Source organism: Ferrimonas kyonanensis DSM 18153, from assembly GCF_000425405.1.
Taxonomy (GTDB): Bacteria; Pseudomonadota; Gammaproteobacteria; order Enterobacterales; family Shewanellaceae; genus Ferrimonas; species Ferrimonas kyonanensis.
In genome coordinates, this window is the sequence record NZ_AUDJ01000001.1 from 81,059 (window position 1) to 103,392 (window position 22,334).

Here is a 22,334-nt window from a genome sequence, read left to right on the forward strand (position 1 = left end):
GGCCGTTAAAGGAGATTAGCCTAATGGCGACCATGAAATTCATGTGTGATACCAAGCGCTGCATCGAATGTAACGGCTGTGTCACCGCTTGTAAGAACGAAAACGACAGCGCGCTGGAGTGGGGCATTTCCCGTCGCCGCGTTGTGACCATCAACGATGGTCAGGTGGGCAAAGAAGCCTCTCTGTCTGTAGCGTGCATGCACTGTGCCGATGCCCCTTGTATGGCGGTGTGCCCGGTGAACGTATTCTCCAAGACCGACGACGGCATCGTGCTGCACGACAAAGAGCGTTGCATCGGTTGTGGTTACTGCCTGTACGCCTGCCCGTTTGGTGCCCCTCAGTTCCCGAAACAGTCGACCTTCGGCTCCAAGGGTAAGATGGACAAGTGCACCTTCTGTGCCGGTGGCCCGAACACCGAAGCCGGTAGTGCCAAGGAGCGTGAGCTCTACGGTGCCAACCGTCTGGCGGAAGGCAAGCTGCCTATGTGTGCCGAGCTGTGCTCTACCAAGGCGCTGCTGGCCGGTGATGCCAACACCGTATCGGAGATCTTCCGTGAGCGTGTGGTAAACCGTGGTGGCAACCAGGCCTTCGTGTTTAACACCAAGACAGGTGCTTAAGTAGCATCGGCCAAGGGGCACGAACCGGTTTTCCGGCCCGTGCCCCTTTCCTCGTTTGGAGCAACCTATGTTGAAAACTCTGTTACGTCCTCTGTTGATGCTGGTCGCTCTGGCACTGCCTCTGGTTGGCGTTGCCGCCGACGATCCCGGCACTGTTGCCCAACAGGCTGGCAATCAGACCGAGGTGGTGTGGGAGGCGTTGAAGCAGGGGCAGGAGGGGTACACCACCTCTCAGAGCCCATTCCATGCTCAGGCCATCAACACCTACGATGAGCGCATTATTCCGTTGCGGGAGCAGATTCTGGCTCCAGGACTGATGCTGGCACTGTTCGGTATGATCGGCATCTTTGTGCTGTTTGTGCTGGTTAACGGCATCTCGAAGTTGCACGACGGCTATTCCGGTAAGATGGTGCTGCGCTGGTCCAAAGCCGACGTGGCGATTCATTGGCTGGGGGCCATTCCCTGCCTGACGCTGATCCTGACCGGATTGATGCTGATGGCCGGTCGTCATTTCTTTGAGCCAACCCTGGGACAGAGCACCTTCGCCACCCTGATGGCGGCGATGAAGCCTATCCACGATTACATGGCGATTCCGTTCATTCTCGGATGGGCGTTGATGACCGTGAAGTGGGCCAAAAATCAGATTCCCGCCAAGTACGACCTGGACTGGTTCCTGGTGGTGGGCGGCTACATCAACTTCGGTCCGTTTAAGGGCAAGCACCCGGATGCGGGTTTTGCCAACGCCGGTGAGAAGATGTGGTTCTGGTTCTTTGTGCTGTTTGGCGGTGTGATTGTGGCCTCGGGTCTGGTTCTGCTGTTCCCGACCGTCTTTGAACCCAGCCGTACCCTGAGCTTGCTGGCGATCATCGCCCACGGCGCATCGGCGATCATCATCTGTGCCTTCTCCATTGTGCACATCTTTATGGCCACCGTGATGTCTGAAGGCGGTATGGAGTGCATGAAGTCCGGTTACTGTGATGAGAACTGGGCCAAGCAACACCACAATGTGTGGTACGACGAAATCAAAGCCGACGGCACCCTGGAGTACAAGTCTTAATTAGACCAATGCTGCGGGGTGGGTGATCGATAACTCACCGTCCTGGCCTCTGGTGGCAACGGTCACCGGAAGTCAGGGTCAACGACTCAGATTGGACTGCTGTCGCGATACGGCATCGGTGGAGCAGGTCAGGAGGCTTCACCCGCTGTTCGCTTCGGCGGTCCCCCACTTCCTCGGAAGGGAAAACCCAAAGCCCCGGTTTGCATCGCGCACGGGGCTTTTTTCGTGTCACGGTGGCAAAGTTTGAGACACCTAACCTGATACCTGTCAGTTGTTTTAGTCATTGGGCGTCAGCAGAAGCCGTTATCGATAGGCTGTTAACCCTAGGCGGCGGTGAATAATGGCTAACTAACAGGGCCTTAGACCGCTGCACCTTTAACGTCAGCACCTTTGCGGTTCGACAACTCTTAAAACCCAGCAGTAAAAATCGAGTCGGTATTTATAGTTACAAGCATGGGTATGACAAGGGCTGCCGTCGACATGCGGGAGCATGAAAGGGAAGCTATGGATGTCCTAAAAGCACTATTGGCGGCCTTTATTAACACGATGTTGTTCTTCGTGTTCTATCACGGCTATCACTATTTCGGCTGGGAGTTGGACCTGGAGAGGATGATGTTCTTCTTCCAGTTGGCGTTTTGTGGGGTGACGTTGAAACTCTTCGGCGTTCGATTAAGAACAGGCCGGGGGGATCGCTCGTCATTGTGACTGTGGTGGTTTTTCTGCTTGTGTCGGCCAGCCTCGGAGGCGTTTATCCGGGCTGGCCGTGTGTCCGGCCTTAAGGGGGCGCTGGCCTCGAGTCAGAACTGGTAGTTGAGGCCCATGGAGTACTCCAGCCCGTCGTTGGGGTTGGCGCCCAGGCTCTTATACCCCACCAGCTTGCCCTGAACACTCCAGTCCGGCCACAGTTGCCGCCGTGCCAGCAGAGTCAGTTGCTGGCCGGTGCCGGTGTAACCAAAGGTGGAGGCGTGGGCGTCGCTGCGGAAAAAGTGTCCCATCCAATCCAGGCTGAGTCGGGTGGAGCGGTTCGCCCAGTTCAGTTGAATGTTGGTGACCATGCCGCTCCAGTCGGCGTAATGCTGATCGGTAAAGTCCGAACGCCCGAAGGAGTAGTGGGCGCCAGCGCCCATACCCAATCCCAATCCCTGCCAGTGGCCATCCCGTCGCAGCCCCATAAACAGGTTGTTCTCGATGAGGGCGTCGCTGAGCATGGAGAAGTGCTGCAGCCACAACTGTGCCGGCACCGAGGCCAGGTTACCCTGGTATCGGGCGGAGATCTTGGCGGCCTGGCGGCCGGCCTGATGCTGCTGATTGTGGGCAGCCGCCCCCGGATTCTCCAGTTTCAGTGAAGCGGACAGGCGGTGTTGGTCCTGGGCATTCAGGTAGTTGAGAAGCAGGTAGGGTTGATCAAAGGCGCCGGGGTTCCGATTCAGAGTGGCCTGAGTGAAGCCCATATAGCCCACCTCGGCGGCGGTGATGCCACTGGCAGCCAGGTTGCCGGAAACGGCCAGTGTTGCCACCAGTATTGCCCATCCACTTCGTATGCGTGTCATTGATTGTCCTGTTGTCGTTAATCGTGAGGCCGGACAGCGCAAGTTGTATACCAGCGCGGCCATTGCTGAATAAAACGGCCGTTTCACCGTATTTCGTAATTACCGGGTGGGCGAATACTGAGAGATTTCGTGATTGACGGTATTTCGTTTTTTCCGGCAGTTCAGTGGCTTGTTATGCGTCATGGCAATTTGAGTGCGGTTGGCCTACCCTGACTCGTTTGCAAACTCAGAGAGAGCCCCATGAAGCCAAGCGCCGATGCCCTGATTCAGTCGTTACAACTGCAGCCCCATGTGGAGGGCGGTTACTATGCCCCCAGTTTCGCCTCCGACCGCCCGTTTGATGAGCAGCGAGGGTTGTGGACCAGCATCTATTTCTTGCTTAAGTGCGGCGAGGTGTCTCATTTTCATCGCTTGAGCGCCGATGAAATCTGGTATTTCCATGGCGGTGAATCGATGACCATTAGCATGATTCACCCGGACGGCCGACTGCAGCAGGTGCAACTGGGAATGGATCTGGCAGCGGGAGAGCGGCCTCAGGTGTTGGTGCCCAGAGGGGTGATCTTTGGGTCGGCCATGAACAACCCGGGCTATTCCCTGGTGGGTTGCATGGTGTCGCCCGGATTCACTTTTGGTGATTTCGAGTTGTTTGAACGGGCGGAGTTACTGGCGCAGTACCCGCAGCACCACAGCATCATTGAAATGCTGACCCGCTGACCCGCTGACCCGCTGACCCGCTGAGTCGACCGTGGCGGGGTAGTTTCCCAGGCCGGTAAAACAGGCCTGGGGCATTGATGGAAGTCGCTTAGATCACTTGGGACAGGCGTGGTTGTCGCTCCAGGTTGAGGCGATGGCCATGGCTGTAGACGGTGGCACGGCCCTGGCGGCAGAAGCCCACCAGGGTGATGTTGCTACGCTGGGCCAGTTCCAGCGCCAGCGAGGTGACGGCCGACAAGGCAAACAGAATCTGAATGTTGGCGCTGGCGGCCTTTTGAACCATCTCAAAGCTGACGCGACTGGTGAGCAGCACTGCGGTGGGGGGACGGATGGACTGGCTGGCACACGCGCCGATGAGTTTATCCAGAGCGATGTGCCTGCCAATATCTTCATAGGCATCAATAATAGTGCCGTTGTTATCGAGCCCCATGGCGGCATGAGTGGCCCCGGTTAATTCAAATTGGCTCTGATTGTCCTTTATTTCCGCAAGTGCTGTTTGCAGGTTTTGAATATCAAAACTAACATCGGACTCTAACTTTATTACTGGCTTTACTGCTTCTTCCAGTTGCGCCACACCACACAGGCCGCAGCCGGTACGCCCTGCCATATTACGTCGCTGATGTTTCAGAGCCATAAAGCAACGTTGGGTGATTTCCAATTGAATGATCACCCCTTCTTCGACGTGCTCAATTTCTACACTCTTGATATCAGTAATTTTCGAGACAATTCTTTCCGATAGGCTGAAGCCGATGGCAAAGGCTTCGAGATCCCTGGGGCTGGCGAGCATAACGGTGTGGGCAATGCCATTATAGACGAGGGCAACACGCACTTCATTGGCGACAAAGTCGGTTAATTTGGAGGTGCCTTTATGCTCAACCAAAATAATCTCTTTTTTACTTATGACATCTTTAAAATAAGTCATAAACCAGTCCTGAATTCAAATTTAGGTAATAAGTGTCTGGCTCGGATTTTAAATTGAGATCGCGATCTCAAATCCAAGCTAATATATAAATTGCGGTTGTTATTTTAGAGGTCTGCTCTTATTATCACCTCGTCTTCAGATGGAAGAACGTCGTCTCCGGTGAGGCGTCCGGACTTCAAATCCGGGTGGGGCTGCCAGCAGTCCCAGGTAGGTTCGACTCCTATGTTCTTCCGCCACTTCTGCTCGCTTTGAAACAGCTCCCCATCACGAATCTCTCGATGACTGCCGCCAAATTTGCGGCGGGTAAAGCCGCTGCGATCAAAAAACTCCAATAACTGAATGCTGACTTTGCGCCCCAGGCCGATCATCGTCTTAAACTCCCGGGTCTCCAGCTGCGGTTGATGCTGCAGGTGGGTGCGAATGCCGTCGGCGTAATGACACAGGGTGGTGGTCAGCAAGTAACGATCCTTGATGATGGCTGTCAGGTGCCCCTGCTGTACTAGCTGCACGCACAGTGGCCGCAGATCGGCCGCCGACACCGACAGCCACTGCGCCATCTCGGTGACCCACACCGGTGCACGGCTGGCAGCCAACAGCGGTTTCAGCGTTTGCCACTGCGCCTCGCCTTCTGCGCTGAGGGTGGCACTATGGCTTGGCAGGTGCAGCAGTGAGCCTCGTTGGCACAGGCTGCCCTGCTGGCACCAGATGGCGAGCAAGCGATTGGCCAGGCTATCGGCAAGCGGACTATGGCTGATGCGCAACAGTCGTTGTCGTCCCAGCCCTAATTGGTCCGGGTGAGACTGGTGGTACTGACCCAGATGGGTGAGCAGCAATTGCTGTTGCTGCTGCAGGTAAGCTGGGCCAACCAGATGGTCACCCAGTTGGCTTAGGCCGGCACAATCCACGGCTTGCTGCAGCCCGGCGTCGGTCAGTTGCCAGCGCCACTGAATCTCCTTGGCATCAAGGGCGCTGTGAGTCGCCAGGGTCGTCAGAGCCGCGGTCACGGTGTTGCAATGGGCCAACTGCGTCAGCCGCGCCAAGCGCTCGGCGGTGCGTTTTTTCCGATTGGGACTGGTCAGGGCGATGACCCGGGCTGCACCCAGGGTGCGTTTGCCATCGGCATGACGCAATACGATGGTGTCGTCGTGCGCCAGCAACATCGGTTTGTCCAGTGCCAGTTCCGCCAGGTAGTGGCCGTTGTCGTCGGCCGGTCCCAACAGTGCCACCCGGCCCAGCAGGTGGTCGGCGCTGTGATGGCAGTGCACGCTTTGCCAGTGGCTCAGGGATTCAAATGGACGAATCTGTACGACTGGGCGTGGGCACGCCGCCGGCTGAACCTGGCTACTTAGCCAGTCGCCCCGACGCGGTGGTCGGTGGTTGTCGACACCGGTGACATTGATGGCGACCCGGGTGCCGGCTTCGGCCTGTTGAGCTTGCTGCCCCTGGCAACGCAGCCCGCGTACCTTCATCTGGCCTCGCTGACCGGAGCTGTGCAGGACATCGCCGACGGCCAGAGAGCCGCTGATTACTGTTCCGGTGACCACCCAACCGGCACCGTTAATGGTAAAGGCGCGATCCAGGCTCAGTCGAAAGCTGTGGGGAATGGACGGGTTGTCCTGGCGTGGTGACAACGCCTGAAGATGACGCTTCAGGGTTGCGGTGTCGTTGCCGTCGTGGGCGGCCACGGCAAAGATTCGGTTGGCACTCAGCTGGAAGTGCGCTAGCAGGGCTTCGGCATCGGCCTGCACCTGCAGACAGCGCGCCTCGGTCACCAGGTCGCGCTTGGTCAGCACCAGCGTCAGGCTGTGCAGCGGCAGCAGTGACAGTATCTGCAGGTGATCCCGGGTTTGTGGCATCACGCCGTCGTCGCAGGCAATCACCACCAGGGCGTGCTGAGCGTGACTGACGCCCACCAACATGTTGTTGATGTACTTTTCATGGCCGGGAACGTCGATGAAGGCCAACCGTTGGCCGTTGTCCATCGGCAGGAAAGCGTAGCCCAGGTCGATGGTCATGCCCCGGCGCTGCTCTTCGGGCAGGCGATCGGCATCGATGCCGGTCAGGGTACGAATCAAGGTAGTTTTGCCGTGATCGACGTGCCCGGCGGTGACCAGAATCATAGCGAACGTCCTTGTTGCAACAGTTGCTCGGTCAGCTCGGCTTCGTCATCGACGCCGCGTAGATCCAACAGCAGCCGGCCTTGACTGATCCGGCCGATGATCGGTCGCGTTGCCCGCTTAAAATGCTGTTCCAGATCGGAGCTGCTGTGCGGACCCAGGCCGGTAAACGTCAGGGCCACCGAGGCCAGGGTGGTATCCGGCTGGGCGCCGCTGCCGACCTGAGTGCGGGTCTCGGTCAGTTGCAGCAGGTAGCGGTCGGCAAAGAGCGGTTGCAGTGCTTGTAGCAGTCGTTCGCCCATGGCGTTCAGTTGACTCAGGCTGCGGGAAAACTTGGCCAGTATCGGCAATTGTTGATCCAGGGTCTCCGGGGTCAGGTAGTGAATTAGGGTGCTCTCCAGCGCGGCCAGAATCAGCTTGTCACAACGCAGTGCCCGTTTGAGGGGATGTTGCTGAAGCCGGTCGATCAGGTGACGTTTGCCCACCACCAGTCCGGATTGAGGCCCGCCCAGCAGTTTGTCGCCGGAAAAACTCACCAGATCCACGCCGTCGGCCAGCATCGCCTGAGGGGACGGTTCCTGCTTTAAGCCGAAACGGCGCAGATCGGTGAGAGAACCACTGCCAAGATCGGAGATCAGGGCGATATTCTGTTGCTGGCACAGCTGCGCCAACTCGGCCTCGGCAACCGAGGCGGTGAAACCGCAGATGTGATAGTTGCTGGTGTGCACCTTCATGATGGCGGCGGTGTTGTCGGTGATGGCGTTTTGGTAATCCCGCAGGTGGGTACGGTTGGTGCTGCCTACCTCGACCAGGGTGCAGCCGGCCTGGCGCATGATGTCGGGAATGCGAAAGGCTCCGCCGATTTCTACCAGCTCGCCGCGGGAGACAATAACCTCTTTTCCCGGTGCGACCGCGGACAACATCAGCAGTACCGCGGCGGCGTTGTTGTTGACCACGCAGCACGCTTCGGCCCCGGTCAGGCGTCGAATCAAATCACTGATGGCGTTGTCGCGGTGGCCTCGAACGCCCGCCTGCAACTCAAATTCCAGTGGCGTCGGGTAGCGCATCACCGAGGTCACCGCATCGATGGCCGCCTGAGACTGCTGTGCTCGGCCAAGGTTGGTGTGCAACAGGGTGCCGGTGAGATTCCAAACCGGCACCAGGCTGTGCCGATGCTGCTGTGACAGGCGATCAGCCAAACACTCGTACAACCGCTGTGGCTGTTCACACCATGACGGCAGGCTACGTTGCCGCGAAATGTCGACTCGGGCTTGTTGCAGACAGGCATCCACGGCGTGTTTTACCGCGGTTTTGCCAAATTGCCGCAGCAGTGGTGCCAGATTCGGTTGCGCCAGCAGGCTGTCCATGGAAGGCAGGGCCCGGTAGAGGGCGCGCTGAGTATCGGGTGTTTGGGTCATCGTCTGGTTCTTGTTGGTGGTGTAAAAAGGGGAGGGCCGCAGCCCTCCCGCTGACTTAGTGATGGTCGTCGGCTTCGTGCGCCAGCAACAACGGGTTGACGGTGGTGGCACCGTAGCCCTGCTCATTGAGCTGGGCGTCCAGCACCAGGGTAGCCAGATCGTCGGCGGCCACATCCATCTGCGGATCCTGCTCCAGGAACAGCATCTTGGTGTAGCCATGGCAGTCGTCGCAGCTTTCGATGCGCACCTTGGCCTGATGATCGTCCAGCGACCACAGCGTCATCTCTTTATCCTGACCACAGCTGCTGCAGTGGGCGCGGATATAGTGCCACTGGGTTTCACACAGCGAGCAGTGCAGATAACGCAACCCTGCGCGAGGCTCATCGACTATCACGCTGGCCACCGGATGACACCCGCAGACCGGACACAGACTCTGTTGCTCCACCTGACGGGCGTCCATGCGCTTAATCACTGGTGGAGCCCAATGGGACCAATACAGCGACATGGCAGACCACAGAAACAGGCTGAATCGGGCCGGTACATCACTGAAGCGGCCCTGACGCAAGGCTTGCCCCCAGTGGCCAATCTGGTCCGGAGACTGTTGCAGCAGCAGGCGAACCTGGCGAGCCAGGTTGTCATCGACCAGAGGCAACAGCTGAGCCAACAGTTGCTGCATCAGCCCCTGCCAGTAGCCGTCGATTTCCGGGCCGACGTCGGCCAACGGTGCGCCGGCTTTCTCTTGCCAGGCCGGGGGCTGACCGAAATCGGCCTCGGTGGCCAGGCGAGCCTGTATGGTCACCAGTTTCTGACACAACTGCAGGTAGTCGGCCAGTGGCGAGTCTTGGGTCAGTGCCTGCAACCGCTTGGCACGGTTGAGGTACAGGGATCCGGGATCCGCGGCCCGCAGGGGCTTCAGCTCCAGCGGCGATTCACTGCCGGGGACGACGGGTATCTCGGTGGCGGGGTTCATTAATGGTTCTCCTTGTCGCCGTGGTCATTCAGCATCAGCGGGTGGTGCTTGCGGCACCAGGCCCGGGAGACCTTGCCGTACAGCATGCCCGGTACTGAGCCTTCGACCCAGGTGGCCATCCAGAAATGCACCAGCACAAAGATCAGCATGATGATGGCGCTGATGGCGTGAAGCAGAATGGCCCAGTTGATGACGCTGGCTGAAAAATAAGGGGCAAAGTAGGGCTGCCACATGATGATGCCGGTGGCCGTCAGGGTCACGGCGGTCAGCACAAAGGCGCGAAACAGCACTTTTTGCCCCGGGTTGTAATGGCCGATGGGCGGGATCTTGTCTTCGTTCTCAAGCATCACCTCCTTGATGGCCAGCATCCAGGCCAGATCGTGCTTCTCCCACTTGTTGTGGTGGTAATAGCGCACCAGCATCAGCATCAGCGGCAGACACATGGCCAGGCCGACGATGGGGTGGATGAAGCGGGCCAGTTGCGGGGTGCCGGCGATGGCCCCCAACCACTGGAAGGAGGGATAGAAGAACGAAAAGCCGGTCAGGAAGGTGACCAGGCCCGCCGCCACAATAAACCAGTGGCAGATGCGGTCGAACAGGGTATGACGAACGATCATTGCGGGCTTATTCATTTGCGGTCCTCCTGATCCTGTTGAGACTCGGAATCGGCACTGTCGTGACCGGACTCATCCTCTTCGACCACGTTGCGACCAACGGTGATCTTGTGCAGGGCGGCCACGGCCACGGTTGCCAGAATGCCGGCCGTTCCCAGCGGTTTGAGCCAATCCTGTTTCAGATTGACCGCCGCCGGGGTGGTCGGATTCTCCGGCAGGTTGTAGCTGCCCGGATTGGTGATGTCGTGCAGAATCATCATCATGCCGGTGCCGCCGACGCCGTCGGGGTTGTACAGGCCGGCCTTGGGGAACCCCTTGGCGCGCAGTTCCTCAACCCGCTTTTCGGCCTGGAACAGCATGTCTTCCCGAGTACCAAAGCGCAGCGCGCCAGTGGTGCAGGACTTGACGCAGGAGGGTTCTTGCCCGACCTGCAGGCGGTCGGCGCACAGGGTGCACTTGTAGGCCTTGTTGTCCTTAGGATCGAGCTTAGGCACGCCAAACGGACAGGCACTGGTGCAGTAGCCGCAGCCGATGCACTTGTCCGAGTCAAAATTCACCATGCCGTTGGCATGCTGAACAATGGCACCGGCGGTGGAGCAGGCTTTGAGGCAGGCCGGATCGGCACAATGCATGCACGCGGTGTGGGTGAACTGCCAGCGCAGCTTGTTGTTGTCCATCACCTCGTTGAACTGCATCAGGGTCCAGCACTGGCCCGACAAAGACATCGGGTTCTGGTAACTGCCCTGAAAGCTGCCCACCTCTTCGCGCAGATCGTTCCACTCTGAGCACGACACCTGACAGGCCTTGCAGCCGTTGCACTTGGTGGCGTCAAACAGCTTGGCCACGGTCTGGCGGGCATTGCGGCCCTTAGCCGCCGGCGTTACGTCGGTGGTTCCCGAGCGTCGGATAATGTCTTGTGAAGCCATGATTACACCTCCTTCGCTTTGGTGACATTGACCAGGAATGCCTTGTATTCCGGCACCTGGCAGTTGGCGTCGCCCACTTCGGTGGTCAGCACGTTGCAGCTGTAACTCTTGCGGGTCAGGCCGCCGTGGGTACCGTGACGAGGCAAGCCCACCATGTGAACCCATTGGCCGTTGACCTTGAGGGGCTGCAGGCGTTTGGTGACCAGGGCCTTGGTTTGGATCTGGCCCCGTTTGGAGCTGACGGTAACCCAGTCGCCGTTGTTGATGCCCTTCTCCTTGGCCATCACTTCGTCGATCTCAACGAAGGTTTCCGGCATGGAGATGGCGGCCAACTTGCAGTGTGCGGACCAGAAGTTGAAGTGCTCGGTCAGCGAGTAGGTGGTGGCAGCGTAAGGGAATTCACTGTTGTCACCCAGGGTGTCTTCAACCCCTTCCAGCATTCGAAGCACAGGGCTGCGGCTCACTTTCGGGTGCAGTGGGTTTCCACCAATAGGCGATTCCACCGGCTCGTAGTGCTCAGGGAACGGACCTTCTGCCATCTTGCGCAGTGCGAACAGGCGACCGACGCCTTCCGGTTGCATGATGAACGGGTGGGCGGAATCTTGAGGGTTCAGCTTCATGTTGAAGTCACCCACATCGATGCCGTGCCATTGGTCATCTTTCCATTCAACGATGGTCCGTTTCGGATCCCACGGCTTGCCATTAACATCACAGGAGGCGCGGTTGTAGAGTACACGCCGGTTCACCGGCCAGGAGAATGACCAGCCTGGGGTGATGCCCTTGCCGGATGGATCGTGGTTATCACGGCGGGCCATCAGGTTGCCCGCTTCGGTCCAGGAGCCGGAGTAGATCCAGCATCCACAGGCGGTGGAACCGTCATCTTTCAGCTGGCTGAAGCTGTCTAACTGCTTGCCGGTGTTCAGATCGCTGCCACTGAGCTCTTTTGCCACCTCTTCGGGGCTCGGGGCGTGCGGATTGGCATAATCCCATTTCACCGCTTCGATCGGCTCTGGCAAGACCCCGCCTTCGTCGGCGTACAGGGATTTCAGCGTCATCATCAGCTCGGAAAGGATCTCCGAGTCCGACTTGGACTCACCCGGTGGGTTGGCGCCTTTCCAGTGCCACTGCATCCAGCGACCGGAGTTGACGATGCAGCCTTCCTCTTCGGCAAAACAGGTGGTTGGCAGGCGGAACACTTCGGTCATGATTTCGGACGGTTCAACGTCGTTGAAGTCGCCGTCTTTCTGCCAGAAGTTGGAGGTGTCGGTGGCCAGAGGATCCAGCACCACCAAGTACTTCAGCTTACTCAGACCCGTCAGCATCTTGTTGCGGTTGGGCATCGAGTTGATGGCGTTGACGCCCTGCACGATGTAGCCGTTCACCTCACCGCGGTACATCATGTCGGTGTGCTTGGTGAAGTCGTATTGCAGATCCCATTTCGGCAGCCAGTCGTAGCCGAAGTGGTTGTCGGCATGGGCGCGGTCTCCCCAGAAGCTCTTCATCTGCGAGACGAAGAATTTAGGGTAGTGGTGCCAGTAGTTGGTTTGTCCTGGGCGCAGAGGAACCGGGGTGTGGTTCTCTAAGTAGGTCGCCAGATCGGTGTCTTTGTCGCTGGGCAGTTTCAGGTAGCCTGGCAGCGCTTGTGCCAGTAGGCCCATGTCGGTGGCACCCTGAACGTTGGAGTGGCCACGCAGAGCGTTTACACCGCCACCCAGCACACCGATGTTACCCAGCAGCAGTTGCACCATCGCCATGGTTCGAATGTTCTGGGCGCCTTTACTGTGGTGCGTCCAGCCCAACGCGTACATGAAGGTCGCGGCGCGATCGTGGGTGTGGGTGCTGGCAATGTTCTGGCAGATCTCTTGGTAATCGTCTACCGGCGTACCGGTAATGTTGCTGACGGTGGCAAAATCATAGCGTTCAACGTGTTGTTTCAGCAGGTTCCAGACACAGCGAGGGTGCTCAAAGCTCGGATCCACCTTGGCGTAGCCTTGGTCATCCAATTCATAGAACCAGGATTCTTTGTTGTAGCTGCCGTTTTGCTCATCAAAGCCACTGAACAGGCCATCGTGGAAGTCGAAGTCTTCGCGAACGATGTAGCTGGCGTTGGTGTATGCCTTGACGTAGTCGAAGTTGACCTGGTTGGTGTCGAGCAGGTAGCGGATGACACCCAGCAGGAAGGCGATGTCGGTACCCGAACGAATCGGCGCATAGTGATCCGCCAGAGAGGCGCTGCGGGTGAAACGGGGATCCACAACCAGCAATTTGGCGTTGTTGTGCTGCATCGCTTCCGTGACCCAACCAAACCCGACCGGGTGAGCCTCGGCGGCGTTGCCACCCATAATGATGATAACGTTAGAGTTTTTGATGTCGATCCAGTGGTTGGTCATGGCACCACGCCCAAATGTTGGAGCAAGACTTGCTACCGTTGGGGAGTGTCAGTTACGCGCAATGGTGTCGATGGCAACCAGGCCCAGGGCCCGGGCAAACTTGTGAGTGATGAAGGCCCCTTCATTCGGCTGCGCCGATGAAGTCATCATGCCGGTGGTGAGCCAGCGGTTTACCGTGGTGCCGTCGTCGTTCTTCTGAATCAGGTTGGCATCCCGGTCCGCTTTCATCAGCTTGGCAATGCGACTCAGGGCGTCTTCCCAACTGAGGCGAGTCCATTTGTTGCTACCCGGTGCGCGATACTCTGGGTAGTGGTTGCGGTTGGGGCTGTTGACGTAGTCCACCAAGCCTGCACCTTTTGGACAAAGTGCACCGCGGTTAACCGGATGATCGGCATCGCCTTCGATGTGGAAGATGCTCTGCTCGCTGTTCTTACCGCCACTGCCGTGGCTGTACATCAGCAAGCCGCATCCGACGGAACAGTAGCAGCAGTTGTTGCGGGTTTCTTTGGCCCTGAGTAGTTTGAATTCCCGAACGGCGGCAAAGGCCTTTTCGGACATCAACCCCAGAGCAGAGGCGGCGGACGTGGTCGCTCCGGCCGCGCACAGTTTAAAAAACTGACGTCTATTCATGGTGTTCTCTCAATCATTACGGTGATGAGTATCGGTAATGGCTGCCCGTAGGCCGCCATGACGAAAGTGAAAGACCTTCGACGGTTTGGATTATCTGCAAAACACCGTCTAAGTCACAAATTGCGACAGGCGATCAAGATCACGTTTGTGCGCTAGCGATCCATTTGTGCTGTCTTGGTGCTGAATGTGGGTATTTAATTCTACTTGCTGCGCTCTTTGTGGCTAATTTGTTCGATTGAGTGGTGATTTTGCTGGTTGGTCAAAATGACCATTCTGATTGGTAAATAATGTCCCATTTTCAGAATTTATGAAGTCATTTTCGGTTTGTTAGACGGTGTTTTCTGACCAAAAATGATGATTCGAGCAAAGGGGGAGCCGCAGTGGGTCATTGTGGCCCGATTCAATTGAGCAGGCCGTGCCCTTGAAGGTCGGGAAAGTGGCGGCATGGTGTGGGGGGGCAGAAAAGTCAGCCCCGATGGAACCGGGGCTGACCTTAGTATTGCGGAGCTAGGCGGGGAATTGCTCCAGAGTGGTGCCGTCCCAGTTGAATCTGTGGGTACGCACCTGTGCCAGGAAGCGGGCCCGATCCGTATAGAACGAGGTCTTGACCCAGTCTACACCATCCCAAACGGTGGGAACGTTGTGGTAGTCGACTTTAAAGCCACCGCCCCCTGCGGTGGCGACCCCGACCCCGTGCTCCCACATTCTGGAGAACACCAGCTTGGAGCTGACGTCATCGCGTTTGCTGGCGGTCAGGGCGATGGCGTCAAAGAAGTACTTCAACTGACTGACCTCAGGCGGGACATCGCCCAGCTGGGCCAGCAGGCCGTTGAGGCCATCGTCGAGGAAGCTGCCAAAGGTGCCGGAACTGACCGATGAGGTGGTGAAGTCCACCGAGGCCAGCCCGGTGTTGGCGTTGGCCGGGTGCTGAGTGACAAAACTGGCATGAATGTCGCCAGACAAGCTAACCGTGCCGGTGGCGCTGAGCAGATCGTTGATCAGACCCGCTTTAAACTGCGGGAAGCCGTCCCAGTGATCCACATTGAGGTAGAAGCGTTGTTTCAGCGCTGAGGGCACCAGGTCCGAGTCCAGCACCGCTTCCAGGTCGACGATGCCGCTGTCCTCGCGGCTGGCGGACAGGTCGGCCAGTAATGGGGCAAATGAGACCGAGCTGGCCATCACCTTGTGGGTGGCGCCGGACTGGCTCAACACGCCCTGCAGCCAGCTGAACTGGGCGGCATCGTAGGGGGTTTGCACACTGCTACCCTGCTGCTGGGCCATAAACTCCAGGTAGCCGGCGTACAGGTCGAAGGTTTCCCGGATCACCAGGTAGCGGGCGCCCAGATCGGAAAACAATGTGGTCTTGCCCAGGGTATAGAAGGCCAGTCCGGTGTCGACGCCGGTTTCCGGCAGCGGTGGCAGCGCCTTCAGTGGGTGGCCGTCTGGTAGGGTGGCTTGCGCCTGAGTCAGCACCAGGTTCAAGTAGCTGCTGGTAAGCAGTCCCTGAATGGCGGCGGTGGCGCGCTCGCCAGCCTGAGCCAGGGCGCTGGCTTGATCCAGGTCCAGCCGGCTCATCAGCTCTTCGGTGTAAAGACCGGTGAAGATCTCCACAAAGGCGGCTTTGTAGGGAGCAAACGGCGCGGCATCGATGTCCACCACTGGGCTCATCTGTGCCAGGGTGGCATCGATGCCACCCTGGGGCATGCCTTGTCCTGCCAGAAACGCGGTCAGGGTGGTGCTGTTGATGGCCACGGTGGCGGGGAAGGCGTCCTCGGGAATCAGGTGATCTGGTCGGTAGGTGCGGTAGTCGGTCAGGGCCAGGTGCAGGTGCTTGCCGAACTGCAGATCGCGGTAGATCTTGGTGTGGGGGAACAGCTGATCGTCGCTGACCTCCAGGGCACCGCTGCCACTGTCGCCATGAGGGGCGCTGTGGTCGATTGGCATAAATTCAAAGTACACCTGTTCGGCGTTGCGCTTGCGGCTGGTCTGCTCTTCATCGGCGGCGCCGGCCAGATAGGTGGCGTTGGTCTGCCAGCTGTCATCGGAGAATTCGTGGTCATCCCAGATGGCCACCAGCGGGAAGCGCTCGTGCAGCTCCTGCAAGACGGCATCGCTGCGATAGGTTTCATACAGTTGCCGATAGTTGTCGATGCTGTTGGCGGCTTGGAAAGCCGCTTCCCCGGTACCTATGGTCAGGGCACCGTCGGTATCACGGAACTCGATGCTGCGCTCACCGCCGGTGTCTTGGAAACTGGCATCACCGGTGGTTTCGTAGATGTAGTCACCCAGGTGCAGCACGAAGTCCAGGTCGTCCCGGGCCAGCAACGACAAGTAGGTGTTGTAGTAACGGCCCAGGTAATCCTGGCAGGAGGCGAAGCCAAACTTGACCTCCACGTCGGCATCGCTGGCCGGGGCGGTTTTGGTGCGACCGGTCTTGGAGCTGTGCAGGGCGCCGTCTTTGCTGTACAGGAAGCGGTAATAGTAGTGTTGGTACGGGTCCAGCTCGGTCACCCGCACCTTGATGCAGTGGCCATTGGCGGCCGCGGCGGTAAAGTCTTGTTCCACCACCACGGTGGCAAACTCTGGATCGCTGGATACTTGCAGAGTCAGCGCCAGATCGCCATCACCGTCGACGGCGCGGGTCCATAGGATCACCGAGTCCGGGCGCGGATCGCCGGACATCACCGATTGTGGGAAATACTGGGGCGAGACCACCGGCAGGTTGTCCGGAGCCGGGGTGCTGCTGTTGTTGTCGTTGGAGCAGCCGGTCAGGCTGGACAGGGTTACGGCCCCGGCGGAAACCACCAGGGTGTGCAGAAAGCGGCGGCGGGTATAGCTCATTGAGTCATCCTTGTTAATTGTAGTTATCTTTGCCTCATATACCGGTCGGTATTACATCCTTATAGGCAGTCGGCTCAGAGAGGGTTTCATGAGCGCCCTATGTTGATAACAGATTATTACAGAAGTGTGAACAGGTATGACCAGAAATTCTTCGGTTGGGGAAGAGAAGGAGGGTGGGGCCGGCGCTGGAAGATGAGGGAGGGACCGACCCCGACCCGAATTAGAAGTAGTAGCCGACGTTGATGTTGATGCGGCTGTCCCAAGGGGCATCGGGATTAGCCAGACCGACGCCCGGTCCACCGGCAAAAGTCATGTTATTGCCGACAATGTAATCAAAGTACGCCCAGATGGGGCCGCGATTGAACGACAGCCCCAGAACGTTCTGGGTTGAGTCGTCCTGATCCTGACCTTCGGGGACCACCAGCCCATAGTCGTTGTACAGGGTGATGTTGCCCCAGCGAGTATCGAAACGACGTGACAGGTTGAGGTTGTAACCCGTGGCTTCGCTGGCGATGTCGTAGGCGGCACCGACGACGCCCACGGTCAGGGTGTCGGCGTCGTCACTGCTGTTGTACTGATAGTGCGTTACCTGAGCCTGAAGGTTCCAGGGGCCGCTGACCCAGTCGGCGTGCAGGGCAGCGGCCCAGCGATCGCCGTTGTCTTCCTCTACCGCGTGGTACAGCTGCCCGGCTTCAAGGGAGCCGCCCAGATTCAGGTGGCCATCGGCCAACGGCAGTGAGTAGACCGCCCGCAGGTTCAGCTGATTGGTTTCCTCGTTGTCGCCGATGATGTCGGCGCCGTAACGATCCAAGGTATCACTGCCGTACTCCGGTCCTTTGATAAAGGCGGCATCCAATTGCCAGCGATCCCAATGGTGGACCACTTTAACCCCGGCGTCGTAGTTGTCTTCGAAGCCCAGGTAGTAGTTGGTGCTGAACCAGTAGCTGTTGGAGATGAACCCCGGCTTGCCGAACGGTACTTTGACGATGCCGACCTGTACCTGAGTGGTGTCGCTGACATCCATGTAGCCATAGGCACGCTTGACGTAGTTAAGGCCACTGGCGAAGCGGTAATCGACGCTGACACCGATGTCGTCTATCTTGCCGTCGAAGGTGACCGACATGGCATCAAAGGCGAAGTCGCCACCTTTGTCTTTGGAGGCGTCGCTGTAGTCCTTCCAGCCGTAGTTGGCTCGGACGAAGCCGCCCAGTGCGATGTCCTGACTGGCGGCGTGCACCAAAGGGGTCAGGGTGAGTTGCGTCAGCGCCAGCAGGGTGGCGAGTTTTAACGGATGCATGGTGTTTTCTTGTCCCTTGTAATAAGCAAACCGGGTCATTGGCTGGGGTATTCGGCGGTGTCGGATACCACTAGGGTGTAGGCGGTGCTGAACAGACCGGAGAGGTGTTTCTCCACCTGCAGTTCGCCAATCAGATACACCGGTTTACCCTCTGTGGCCTTGACCTCAACCCCGGGCAACAACTTGACTTGAATCAGCTGGTTGGCCGGTGGTGGTGGCTTGTGAAAGCAGATCTCCGGCTGTGGACTGAGCACGGTAATGGTTGGCTGATCGCTGTCGGCCTGATGGTGATGATCGTCGCCGAGATGACTGGCAACGCTGTTTTCAATCACAAAGCCGGGAATCACCACCTGTTGGCCATTCAGTTCGGGGTTGATGCGTTCAAATACCGAGCTGGCGTTGGCATTGGCGTTGAGATCCGCCCACAGCAGGGAGTGGGGGGCAGCGAGGGCTTGGCCACTGGCCAGTGCGGCCAGAAGCAGCAGGGGAATCAGTTTCATAGGTATGGCCCGGAAAAAAGGGTCAGCGGATGCTGACCCGATGAGAGATAACCTTGGGTCAGTAAGATGAGCATCTCGGAACCGATACCACCCGGGGTGAAACGGGTGGCACCGGTAGCGGACGACAAATTACTGAGGACGCACCGCGTCGAACCCATAGCCGCCTTTGCCTTCACGCACGGCGTGCGATTGGGTGTAAGGAATGAAGTCGAACATCAGCGTTTCGCCGGCACCCACATCCTGAGGCCACTGGTACTTGAAGGTAGAGAATTTGCCATCTTGCGGGAACCAGTACATGTAGATCAGATCCTGATCGTCATAGGTGTTGGGGGTGTAATGCATCGCCTTGGACGGGATCTCGATGTAGTCACCAGGCTGGAAGTGTTGCATGCGACCCTGAGACCAGGTCAGGCCCTCGCCACTCAGACCGTAGTAACACTCCATTTCACGGTGGTAGTGAGGAATGGCGGTACCCGGTGCCACTCGTACCAAACCGATAACGGTCGGTTCATCGTTCAGCTCTTTCCAGCACATGCCCACTTCGGTGGCGGCGGCGCCCCCCTTAGGGCAGGGGATCAGGTTTTCCGGATCGTCGATGCGCCAGGTCAGCCAACCGGAGTCGTTGGCACCCTTACCGCCATGGTCGTTGGACTTAACGGTGTAGATGTCCTTCTTGCCGGACTGCAGCTCTTCCAGGTAGGCCAGTGCTTGCTCCTGCTTACACACTTGTGGCATCAGCTTGGTCGGTGCGTACGGCGTGTAAGGCAGTGGCTTATCGTTGTGCCAGGGCTTGTCGGCAGGTTTGCCGGCGGCACAGGCGGCCGTGCTGGCGACCAGCAGCGCGGTGGTGATTGTCAGTTTCTTCATCATCTTTTTCCTTGGAAGGGAGGTATTGTTATTTAAACTTCGGGTAATTGAAGTTGTGGCATTCCTGGCACAGCGCTTTCTTGGGCGTGTGCTCGCCGTGGCACTCCTGACACGGGGCCTCTTTGCCGTAGTGCATGCTGTTGTGCGGGTTTTGTTTAACCTCGTCGCCTTCGCGGGCGGTCATCTTGGCCACATCATCAACGTCATGACACTGCAGGCAGGCTTCATCGGATGGGAACTTGCCCATGCCCTGATCGTGGCAGCTGTCGCAGCCGGCTTCGTACACGGTGGCGTGGTGTTCACGCTTGTTCATGGCCTGAGTGTTAAAGCTGGCGGCCAGGATAACGGCAGCGGCGGTAAGCAGTACTTTTGAGCGGGTCATGGCGATTAGGCCTCCATAATTGAACGAGCGGCTGTCACGCCGAATGCCAGACATTCCGGGGTAGAGCAGCCACCCAGTCGGCTGACGCCGTGGATACCACCGGTCACTTCGCCCGCAGCGAACAGGCCTGGAATCGGCTTGCCGGTCTTGGCGGCCAGCACTTCGGCTTTGGTGTTGATCTGGATGCCACCCTGGCAGTAGTGCACCTTGGGCCACAGACGCTGAACGATGAAGGGGGCGGTCAGCTTGATGCCGCGACCGGCGTTCATGCGCTTGCCAAATTGTGGGTCTTCACCCTTGTCGACGTAGCTATTCCAGTCGGCGATCTGTTGCTTCAGTGCCTTCAGGGGCACATCGAAGTGCTTGGCGATGGCTTCCACGGAATCGAATTCCCACGCCACGTTGTACTTCAGTACCTTAGCCATGGAAGGATCGTTCTTGGCTTCGTGCTTAGGCGCAATCAGCAGGGCAGGGTTGGGATTGCCGTCCTGGTCGCGACGCTGCAGCTCCAGATCGGCGCGGGTCTTACGGTCGGCGATCTCGTTCATGAAACGCTGGCCGGTGTTGCGGTCGATGGCGATGGAGTGGGGGAAGTTGTACAGCGAGAAACCGGCACCGTAGCCGAAACCGCCTTCATCGGGCGAGGCCCAGGGGCCGGACTGAATGTGGGCCAGGTGCACCGGAGTGGCGCCGGCGGCCAGCATTTCGATCAGGCCATCGCCGGTGGCACCTTTGGCGTTGGTACAGCCAACTTCGGCGGTCAGGGTTGGATCCTGGGCCTGTCTCAGGCTGATGTTGTAACCAAAACCTCCGGTGGCGATGATGACGCCGCGCTTGGCTTTGATGTTGATTAGCTCGCCGCTGTCCTCAAAACCGAAGTGGTAGCCTTTGCGAATGTTGACGCCGATAACCCGGCCTTCTTTGTCGTGGATCAGGTGCTCAAACTTGTGACGGATCTGAGTCTCAACCCCCATCTTACGGGCAGTTTTCAGCATGGGCTGAATGAAGCCGGAGCCGGAGCGCTCCACCACCTGGTGGCTGCGAGTGGCGCTGGTGCCACCGGTGGTGATGATGAAGTCGCGGTAGACGCAGCCGCAGTCTTTGGTCATCTGGTACACGTAGGGGCCGAGCTCGGCACTGTGGCGCAGCAGAGACTCGCTGGCGACACCGCGGCCGGATTTCAGCTGGTCCTTAACCATCAGCTCGGCACTGTCGTTGATGCCCAGCTTCTTCTGCAGATCGGTACCGGCAAAGCAGGCCTGACCGGCGTTAAGGGTACTGTTGCCGCCGTACACGCCCATCTTTTCAAAGACGACCACGTCTTTGGCGCCTTTGTGCTTGGCTTCCACCGCCGCTGCCAGGCCAGCAAAACCGGAGCCGATGATCACCACTTCGTACTCACCGTCCCAGCTGACGTCGTCTTCGGCGCACTTGGCGGAAGCGGTTAGGGGTAACATGGCTCCGGCGGCGGCCACACCGGCGCCGAGCTTCATAAACGAACGTCTGTCATGCATAGTTTTTATCTCATGCTGTGAATGTGAAATTACTGTAGCGCTGTTAACGCGGGGTAAAATAAGCGCTGGATCACAGTGAGATCCGGTTGAAAAAAGTTTTCGTGAAGGGGTCTCAAAAAAAGATTTTGGCGGGGTTTAGCAAATAATTTTTGTGGCCTTAACACCGAATTTTTTTCTGGCTCTGTGCGAAAGTAGCGTCAACTTAATTGCCGACAGGTCTTTCTCATGCATTGCCCGAAAACCAAACTGGACAGCCTGCGTTGTAATCAGTTATTGGACGTTGCCGAAGAGTTAGTGGATGAACATGGGGTGGTCTCATTCCGGTTTGCCCAGATCGCGAAAGAGGCGCAATGCTCTAATCACACCCTGTATAAGTTCTTTCAATCCAAGGAAGATGTGTTGGTGTGCCTGTTCCTGCGCAATTGCACCTCCAACTACATTCCGCTGTTTCTGGAGTGCCATCCGGAGTTGACCGATCTGGAGCGGGCAGCGCTGCCGGCGGTGTTTTCTCTGGTGGCGGTGGAGAAGAGCCCAACCTTCAATATTCTGCGGGTGGTGTCGATCAACAGCATGTTCTGGCAGATGGCCAGCGATGAAAAAGTGAACCTGCTCAGGGCCAGGGTCAATATGTTCTGGAGCCGGGTGCATCTGCATATTGAGGAGGCGCAGCAGAGCGGGGCGCTGCACGCCAACGAGGCTCAGGTGATGGAGTTAACTCAAGCCATCTATTTCTTTATGGCTGGGTGCTTGTCTTCTTATGAAAGTCAGTTGATGGAGCCGAAGTACCTGACCGAGAAAAATCCGACCTACCTTCGTCACCTGGCAGAGATGATGAATCGTTATCAGTGGAACGAGATCGCCACCGCCAGTAAATTTGAATCCCTGTTCAATAAAGTGGATGGGTTTTTTACCCAACACTACCAACCCAATAAGAACTGCCAGCGCTGCCAGCAGCTCAATGGTCTTAATGACTGCCGTCAGTTGACCTCTGAATGAGGATCTCCGCGG

At 58.0% G+C, this 22,334-nt stretch carries 18 protein-coding genes, 1 tRNA gene and 1 pseudogene; 6 read left to right on the plus strand and 14 right to left on the minus strand.

The features are described from left to right. The first annotated feature begins 23 nt into the window (after window positions 1-23). The 3 genes from fdh3B (at window position 24) to H598_RS0100410 (ending at window position 2,379) form a co-directional block, all read left to right on the plus strand. A complete protein-coding gene (gene fdh3B, locus H598_RS0100400) occupies window positions 24-617 on the plus strand; it encodes a formate dehydrogenase FDH3 subunit beta (RefSeq protein WP_028111224.1) in 594 nt (197 codons plus the stop codon). Between the two features lie 67 nt (window positions 618-684). Further along, window positions 685-1,674: a formate dehydrogenase subunit gamma gene (locus tag H598_RS0100405; RefSeq protein ID WP_028111225.1), complete on the plus strand. Its 990-nt coding sequence runs from the start codon at window positions 685-687 to the stop codon at window positions 1,672-1,674. Between the two features lie 504 nt (window positions 1,675-2,178). Continuing rightward, window positions 2,179-2,379, plus strand: coding sequence for a hypothetical protein (locus H598_RS0100410; RefSeq protein WP_156896884.1), 201 nt, complete (start codon window positions 2,179-2,181; stop codon window positions 2,377-2,379). Window positions 2,380-2,471: 92 nt separating this feature from the next. Here H598_RS0100410 and H598_RS0100415 read toward each other — a convergent pair whose 3' ends face one another. Continuing rightward, window positions 2,472-3,224: an outer membrane protein OmpK gene (locus H598_RS0100415; RefSeq protein WP_156896885.1), complete on the minus strand. Its 753-nt coding sequence runs from the start codon at window positions 3,222-3,224 to the stop codon at window positions 2,472-2,474. Window positions 3,225-3,464: 240 nt separating this feature from the next. On the opposite strand from H598_RS0100415, the gene H598_RS0100420 reads away from it, so the two are divergent. Then, window positions 3,465-3,938 carry a cupin domain-containing protein gene (locus H598_RS0100420; protein ID WP_028111228.1) on the plus strand — a complete coding sequence of 158 codons (474 nt, stop codon included), beginning with the start codon at window positions 3,465-3,467 and terminating at the stop codon, window positions 3,936-3,938. Between the two features lie 88 nt (window positions 3,939-4,026). Here the strand turns inward: H598_RS0100420 and fdhD are convergent, their stop codons facing one another. Further along, window positions 4,027-4,860: a formate dehydrogenase accessory sulfurtransferase FdhD gene (gene fdhD, locus H598_RS0100425; protein ID WP_028111229.1), complete on the minus strand. Its 834-nt coding sequence runs from the start codon at window positions 4,858-4,860 to the stop codon at window positions 4,027-4,029. Between the two features lie 141 nt (window positions 4,861-5,001). Here fdhD and H598_RS26270 point away from each other — a divergent pair. Beyond that, window positions 5,002-5,096: transfer RNA gene (locus H598_RS26270), tRNA-Sec, on the plus strand. Between the two features lie 69 nt (window positions 5,097-5,165). On the opposite strand, the pseudogene selB reads toward H598_RS26270, so the two are convergent. From selB to H598_RS0100490, 12 genes and pseudogenes are all read right to left on the minus strand, one after another. Continuing rightward, window positions 5,166-6,980 (minus strand): annotated as a pseudogene (selB, locus tag H598_RS27140) (selenocysteine-specific translation elongation factor); the annotation flags it as partial. After that, window positions 6,977-8,395, minus strand: a complete 1,419-nt coding sequence (gene selA / locus H598_RS0100435; RefSeq protein ID WP_028111231.1) for an L-seryl-tRNA(Sec) selenium transferase — start codon at window positions 8,393-8,395, stop codon at window positions 6,977-6,979. The pseudogene selB and the gene selA, both read right to left, overlap by 4 nt. Window positions 8,396-8,450: 55 nt before the next feature. Beyond that, entirely contained in the window at window positions 8,451-9,365 is a 915-nt protein-coding gene (fdhE, locus tag H598_RS0100440; protein WP_028111232.1) for a formate dehydrogenase accessory protein FdhE, read from the minus strand. Beyond that, window positions 9,365-9,997, minus strand: a complete 633-nt coding sequence (locus tag H598_RS0100445) for a formate dehydrogenase subunit gamma (RefSeq protein WP_028111233.1) — start codon at window positions 9,995-9,997, stop codon at window positions 9,365-9,367. The genes fdhE and H598_RS0100445 overlap by 1 nt, the downstream gene beginning before the upstream one ends. Beyond that, window positions 9,994-10,905, minus strand: a complete 912-nt coding sequence (fdxH, locus tag H598_RS0100450) for a formate dehydrogenase subunit beta (RefSeq protein WP_028111234.1) — start codon at window positions 10,903-10,905, stop codon at window positions 9,994-9,996. The genes H598_RS0100445 and fdxH overlap by 4 nt, the downstream gene beginning before the upstream one ends. A 2-nt stretch (window positions 10,906-10,907) precedes the next feature. Then, complete coding sequence (gene fdnG, locus H598_RS0100455) at window positions 10,908-13,925, minus strand: formate dehydrogenase-N subunit alpha (protein ID WP_156896886.1); 3,018 nt, start codon at window positions 13,923-13,925, stop codon at window positions 10,908-10,910. 507 nt (window positions 13,926-14,432) lie between these two features. After that, on the minus strand, window positions 14,433-16,766 hold the full coding sequence (locus tag H598_RS22900; RefSeq protein WP_051252199.1) for an alkaline phosphatase D family protein: 2,334 nt from the start codon (window positions 16,764-16,766) through the stop codon (window positions 14,433-14,435). A gap of 220 nt (window positions 16,767-16,986) precedes the next feature. Further along, on the minus strand, window positions 16,987-18,063 hold the full coding sequence (locus H598_RS0100470) for a hypothetical protein (protein ID WP_028111237.1): 1,077 nt from the start codon (window positions 18,061-18,063) through the stop codon (window positions 16,987-16,989). 35 nt (window positions 18,064-18,098) lie between these two features. After that, window positions 18,099-18,563, minus strand: a complete 465-nt coding sequence (locus tag H598_RS25340) for a DUF3299 domain-containing protein (RefSeq protein ID WP_028111238.1) — start codon at window positions 18,561-18,563, stop codon at window positions 18,099-18,101. A 129-nt stretch (window positions 18,564-18,692) separates the two neighbouring features. Continuing rightward, window positions 18,693-19,433, minus strand: a complete 741-nt coding sequence (locus tag H598_RS0100480; protein WP_028111239.1) for a cupin domain-containing protein — start codon at window positions 19,431-19,433, stop codon at window positions 18,693-18,695. Window positions 19,434-19,458: 25 nt separating this feature from the next. After that, the gene (locus H598_RS0100485; protein WP_028111240.1) at window positions 19,459-19,812 is read right to left on the minus strand and encodes a cytochrome c3 family protein; all 354 of its coding nucleotides are present in this window, start codon (window positions 19,810-19,812) and stop codon (window positions 19,459-19,461) included. Between the two features lie 5 nt (window positions 19,813-19,817). Beyond that, on the minus strand, window positions 19,818-21,326 hold the full coding sequence (locus H598_RS0100490) for a flavocytochrome c (RefSeq protein ID WP_028111241.1): 1,509 nt from the start codon (window positions 21,324-21,326) through the stop codon (window positions 19,818-19,820). Between the two features lie 225 nt (window positions 21,327-21,551). Here H598_RS0100490 and H598_RS0100495 point away from each other — a divergent pair, with 225 nt between their 5' ends. Beyond that, complete coding sequence (locus H598_RS0100495) at window positions 21,552-22,322, plus strand: TetR/AcrR family transcriptional regulator (RefSeq protein WP_028111242.1); 771 nt, start codon at window positions 21,552-21,554, stop codon at window positions 22,320-22,322. Window positions 22,323-22,334 lie beyond the last annotated feature (12 nt).

Coding starts and splice junctions, on each gene's coding strand:
- H598_RS22900 (WP_051252199.1), bottom strand. CDS start 16,766: ATGAGCTATACCCGCCGCCGCTTTCTGCACACCCTGGTGGTTTCCGCC.
- H598_RS0100480 (WP_028111239.1), bottom strand. CDS start 19,433: ATGATGAAGAAACTGACAATCACCACCGCGCTGCTGGTCGCCAGCACG.
- H598_RS0100415 (WP_156896885.1), bottom strand. CDS start 3,224: ATGACACGCATACGAAGTGGATGGGCAATACTGGTGGCAACACTGGCC.
- H598_RS0100495 (WP_028111242.1), top strand. CDS start 21,552: ATGCATTGCCCGAAAACCAAACTGGACAGCCTGCGTTGTAATCAGTTA.
- H598_RS0100420 (WP_028111228.1), top strand. CDS start 3,465: ATGAAGCCAAGCGCCGATGCCCTGATTCAGTCGTTACAACTGCAGCCC.
- H598_RS0100445 (WP_028111233.1), bottom strand. CDS start 9,997: ATGAATAAGCCCGCAATGATCGTTCGTCATACCCTGTTCGACCGCATC.
- fdh3B (WP_028111224.1), top strand. CDS start 24: ATGGCGACCATGAAATTCATGTGTGATACCAAGCGCTGCATCGAATGT.
- H598_RS0100490 (WP_028111241.1), bottom strand. CDS start 21,326: ATGCATGACAGACGTTCGTTTATGAAGCTCGGCGCCGGTGTGGCCGCC.
- fdhE (WP_028111232.1), bottom strand. CDS start 9,365: ATGAACCCCGCCACCGAGATACCCGTCGTCCCCGGCAGTGAATCGCCG.
- H598_RS0100410 (WP_156896884.1), top strand. CDS start 2,179: ATGGATGTCCTAAAAGCACTATTGGCGGCCTTTATTAACACGATGTTG.
- H598_RS0100470 (WP_028111237.1), bottom strand. CDS start 18,063: ATGCATCCGTTAAAACTCGCCACCCTGCTGGCGCTGACGCAACTCACC.
- H598_RS25340 (WP_028111238.1), bottom strand. CDS start 18,563: ATGAAACTGATTCCCCTGCTGCTTCTGGCCGCACTGGCCAGTGGCCAA.
- fdxH (WP_028111234.1), bottom strand. CDS start 10,905: ATGGCTTCACAAGACATTATCCGACGCTCGGGAACCACCGACGTAACG.
- fdhD (WP_028111229.1), bottom strand. CDS start 4,860: ATGACTTATTTTAAAGATGTCATAAGTAAAAAAGAGATTATTTTGGTT.
- selA (WP_028111231.1), bottom strand. CDS start 8,395: ATGACCCAAACACCCGATACTCAGCGCGCCCTCTACCGGGCCCTGCCT.
- H598_RS0100405 (WP_028111225.1), top strand. CDS start 685: ATGTTGAAAACTCTGTTACGTCCTCTGTTGATGCTGGTCGCTCTGGCA.
- H598_RS0100485 (WP_028111240.1), bottom strand. CDS start 19,812: ATGACCCGCTCAAAAGTACTGCTTACCGCCGCTGCCGTTATCCTGGCC.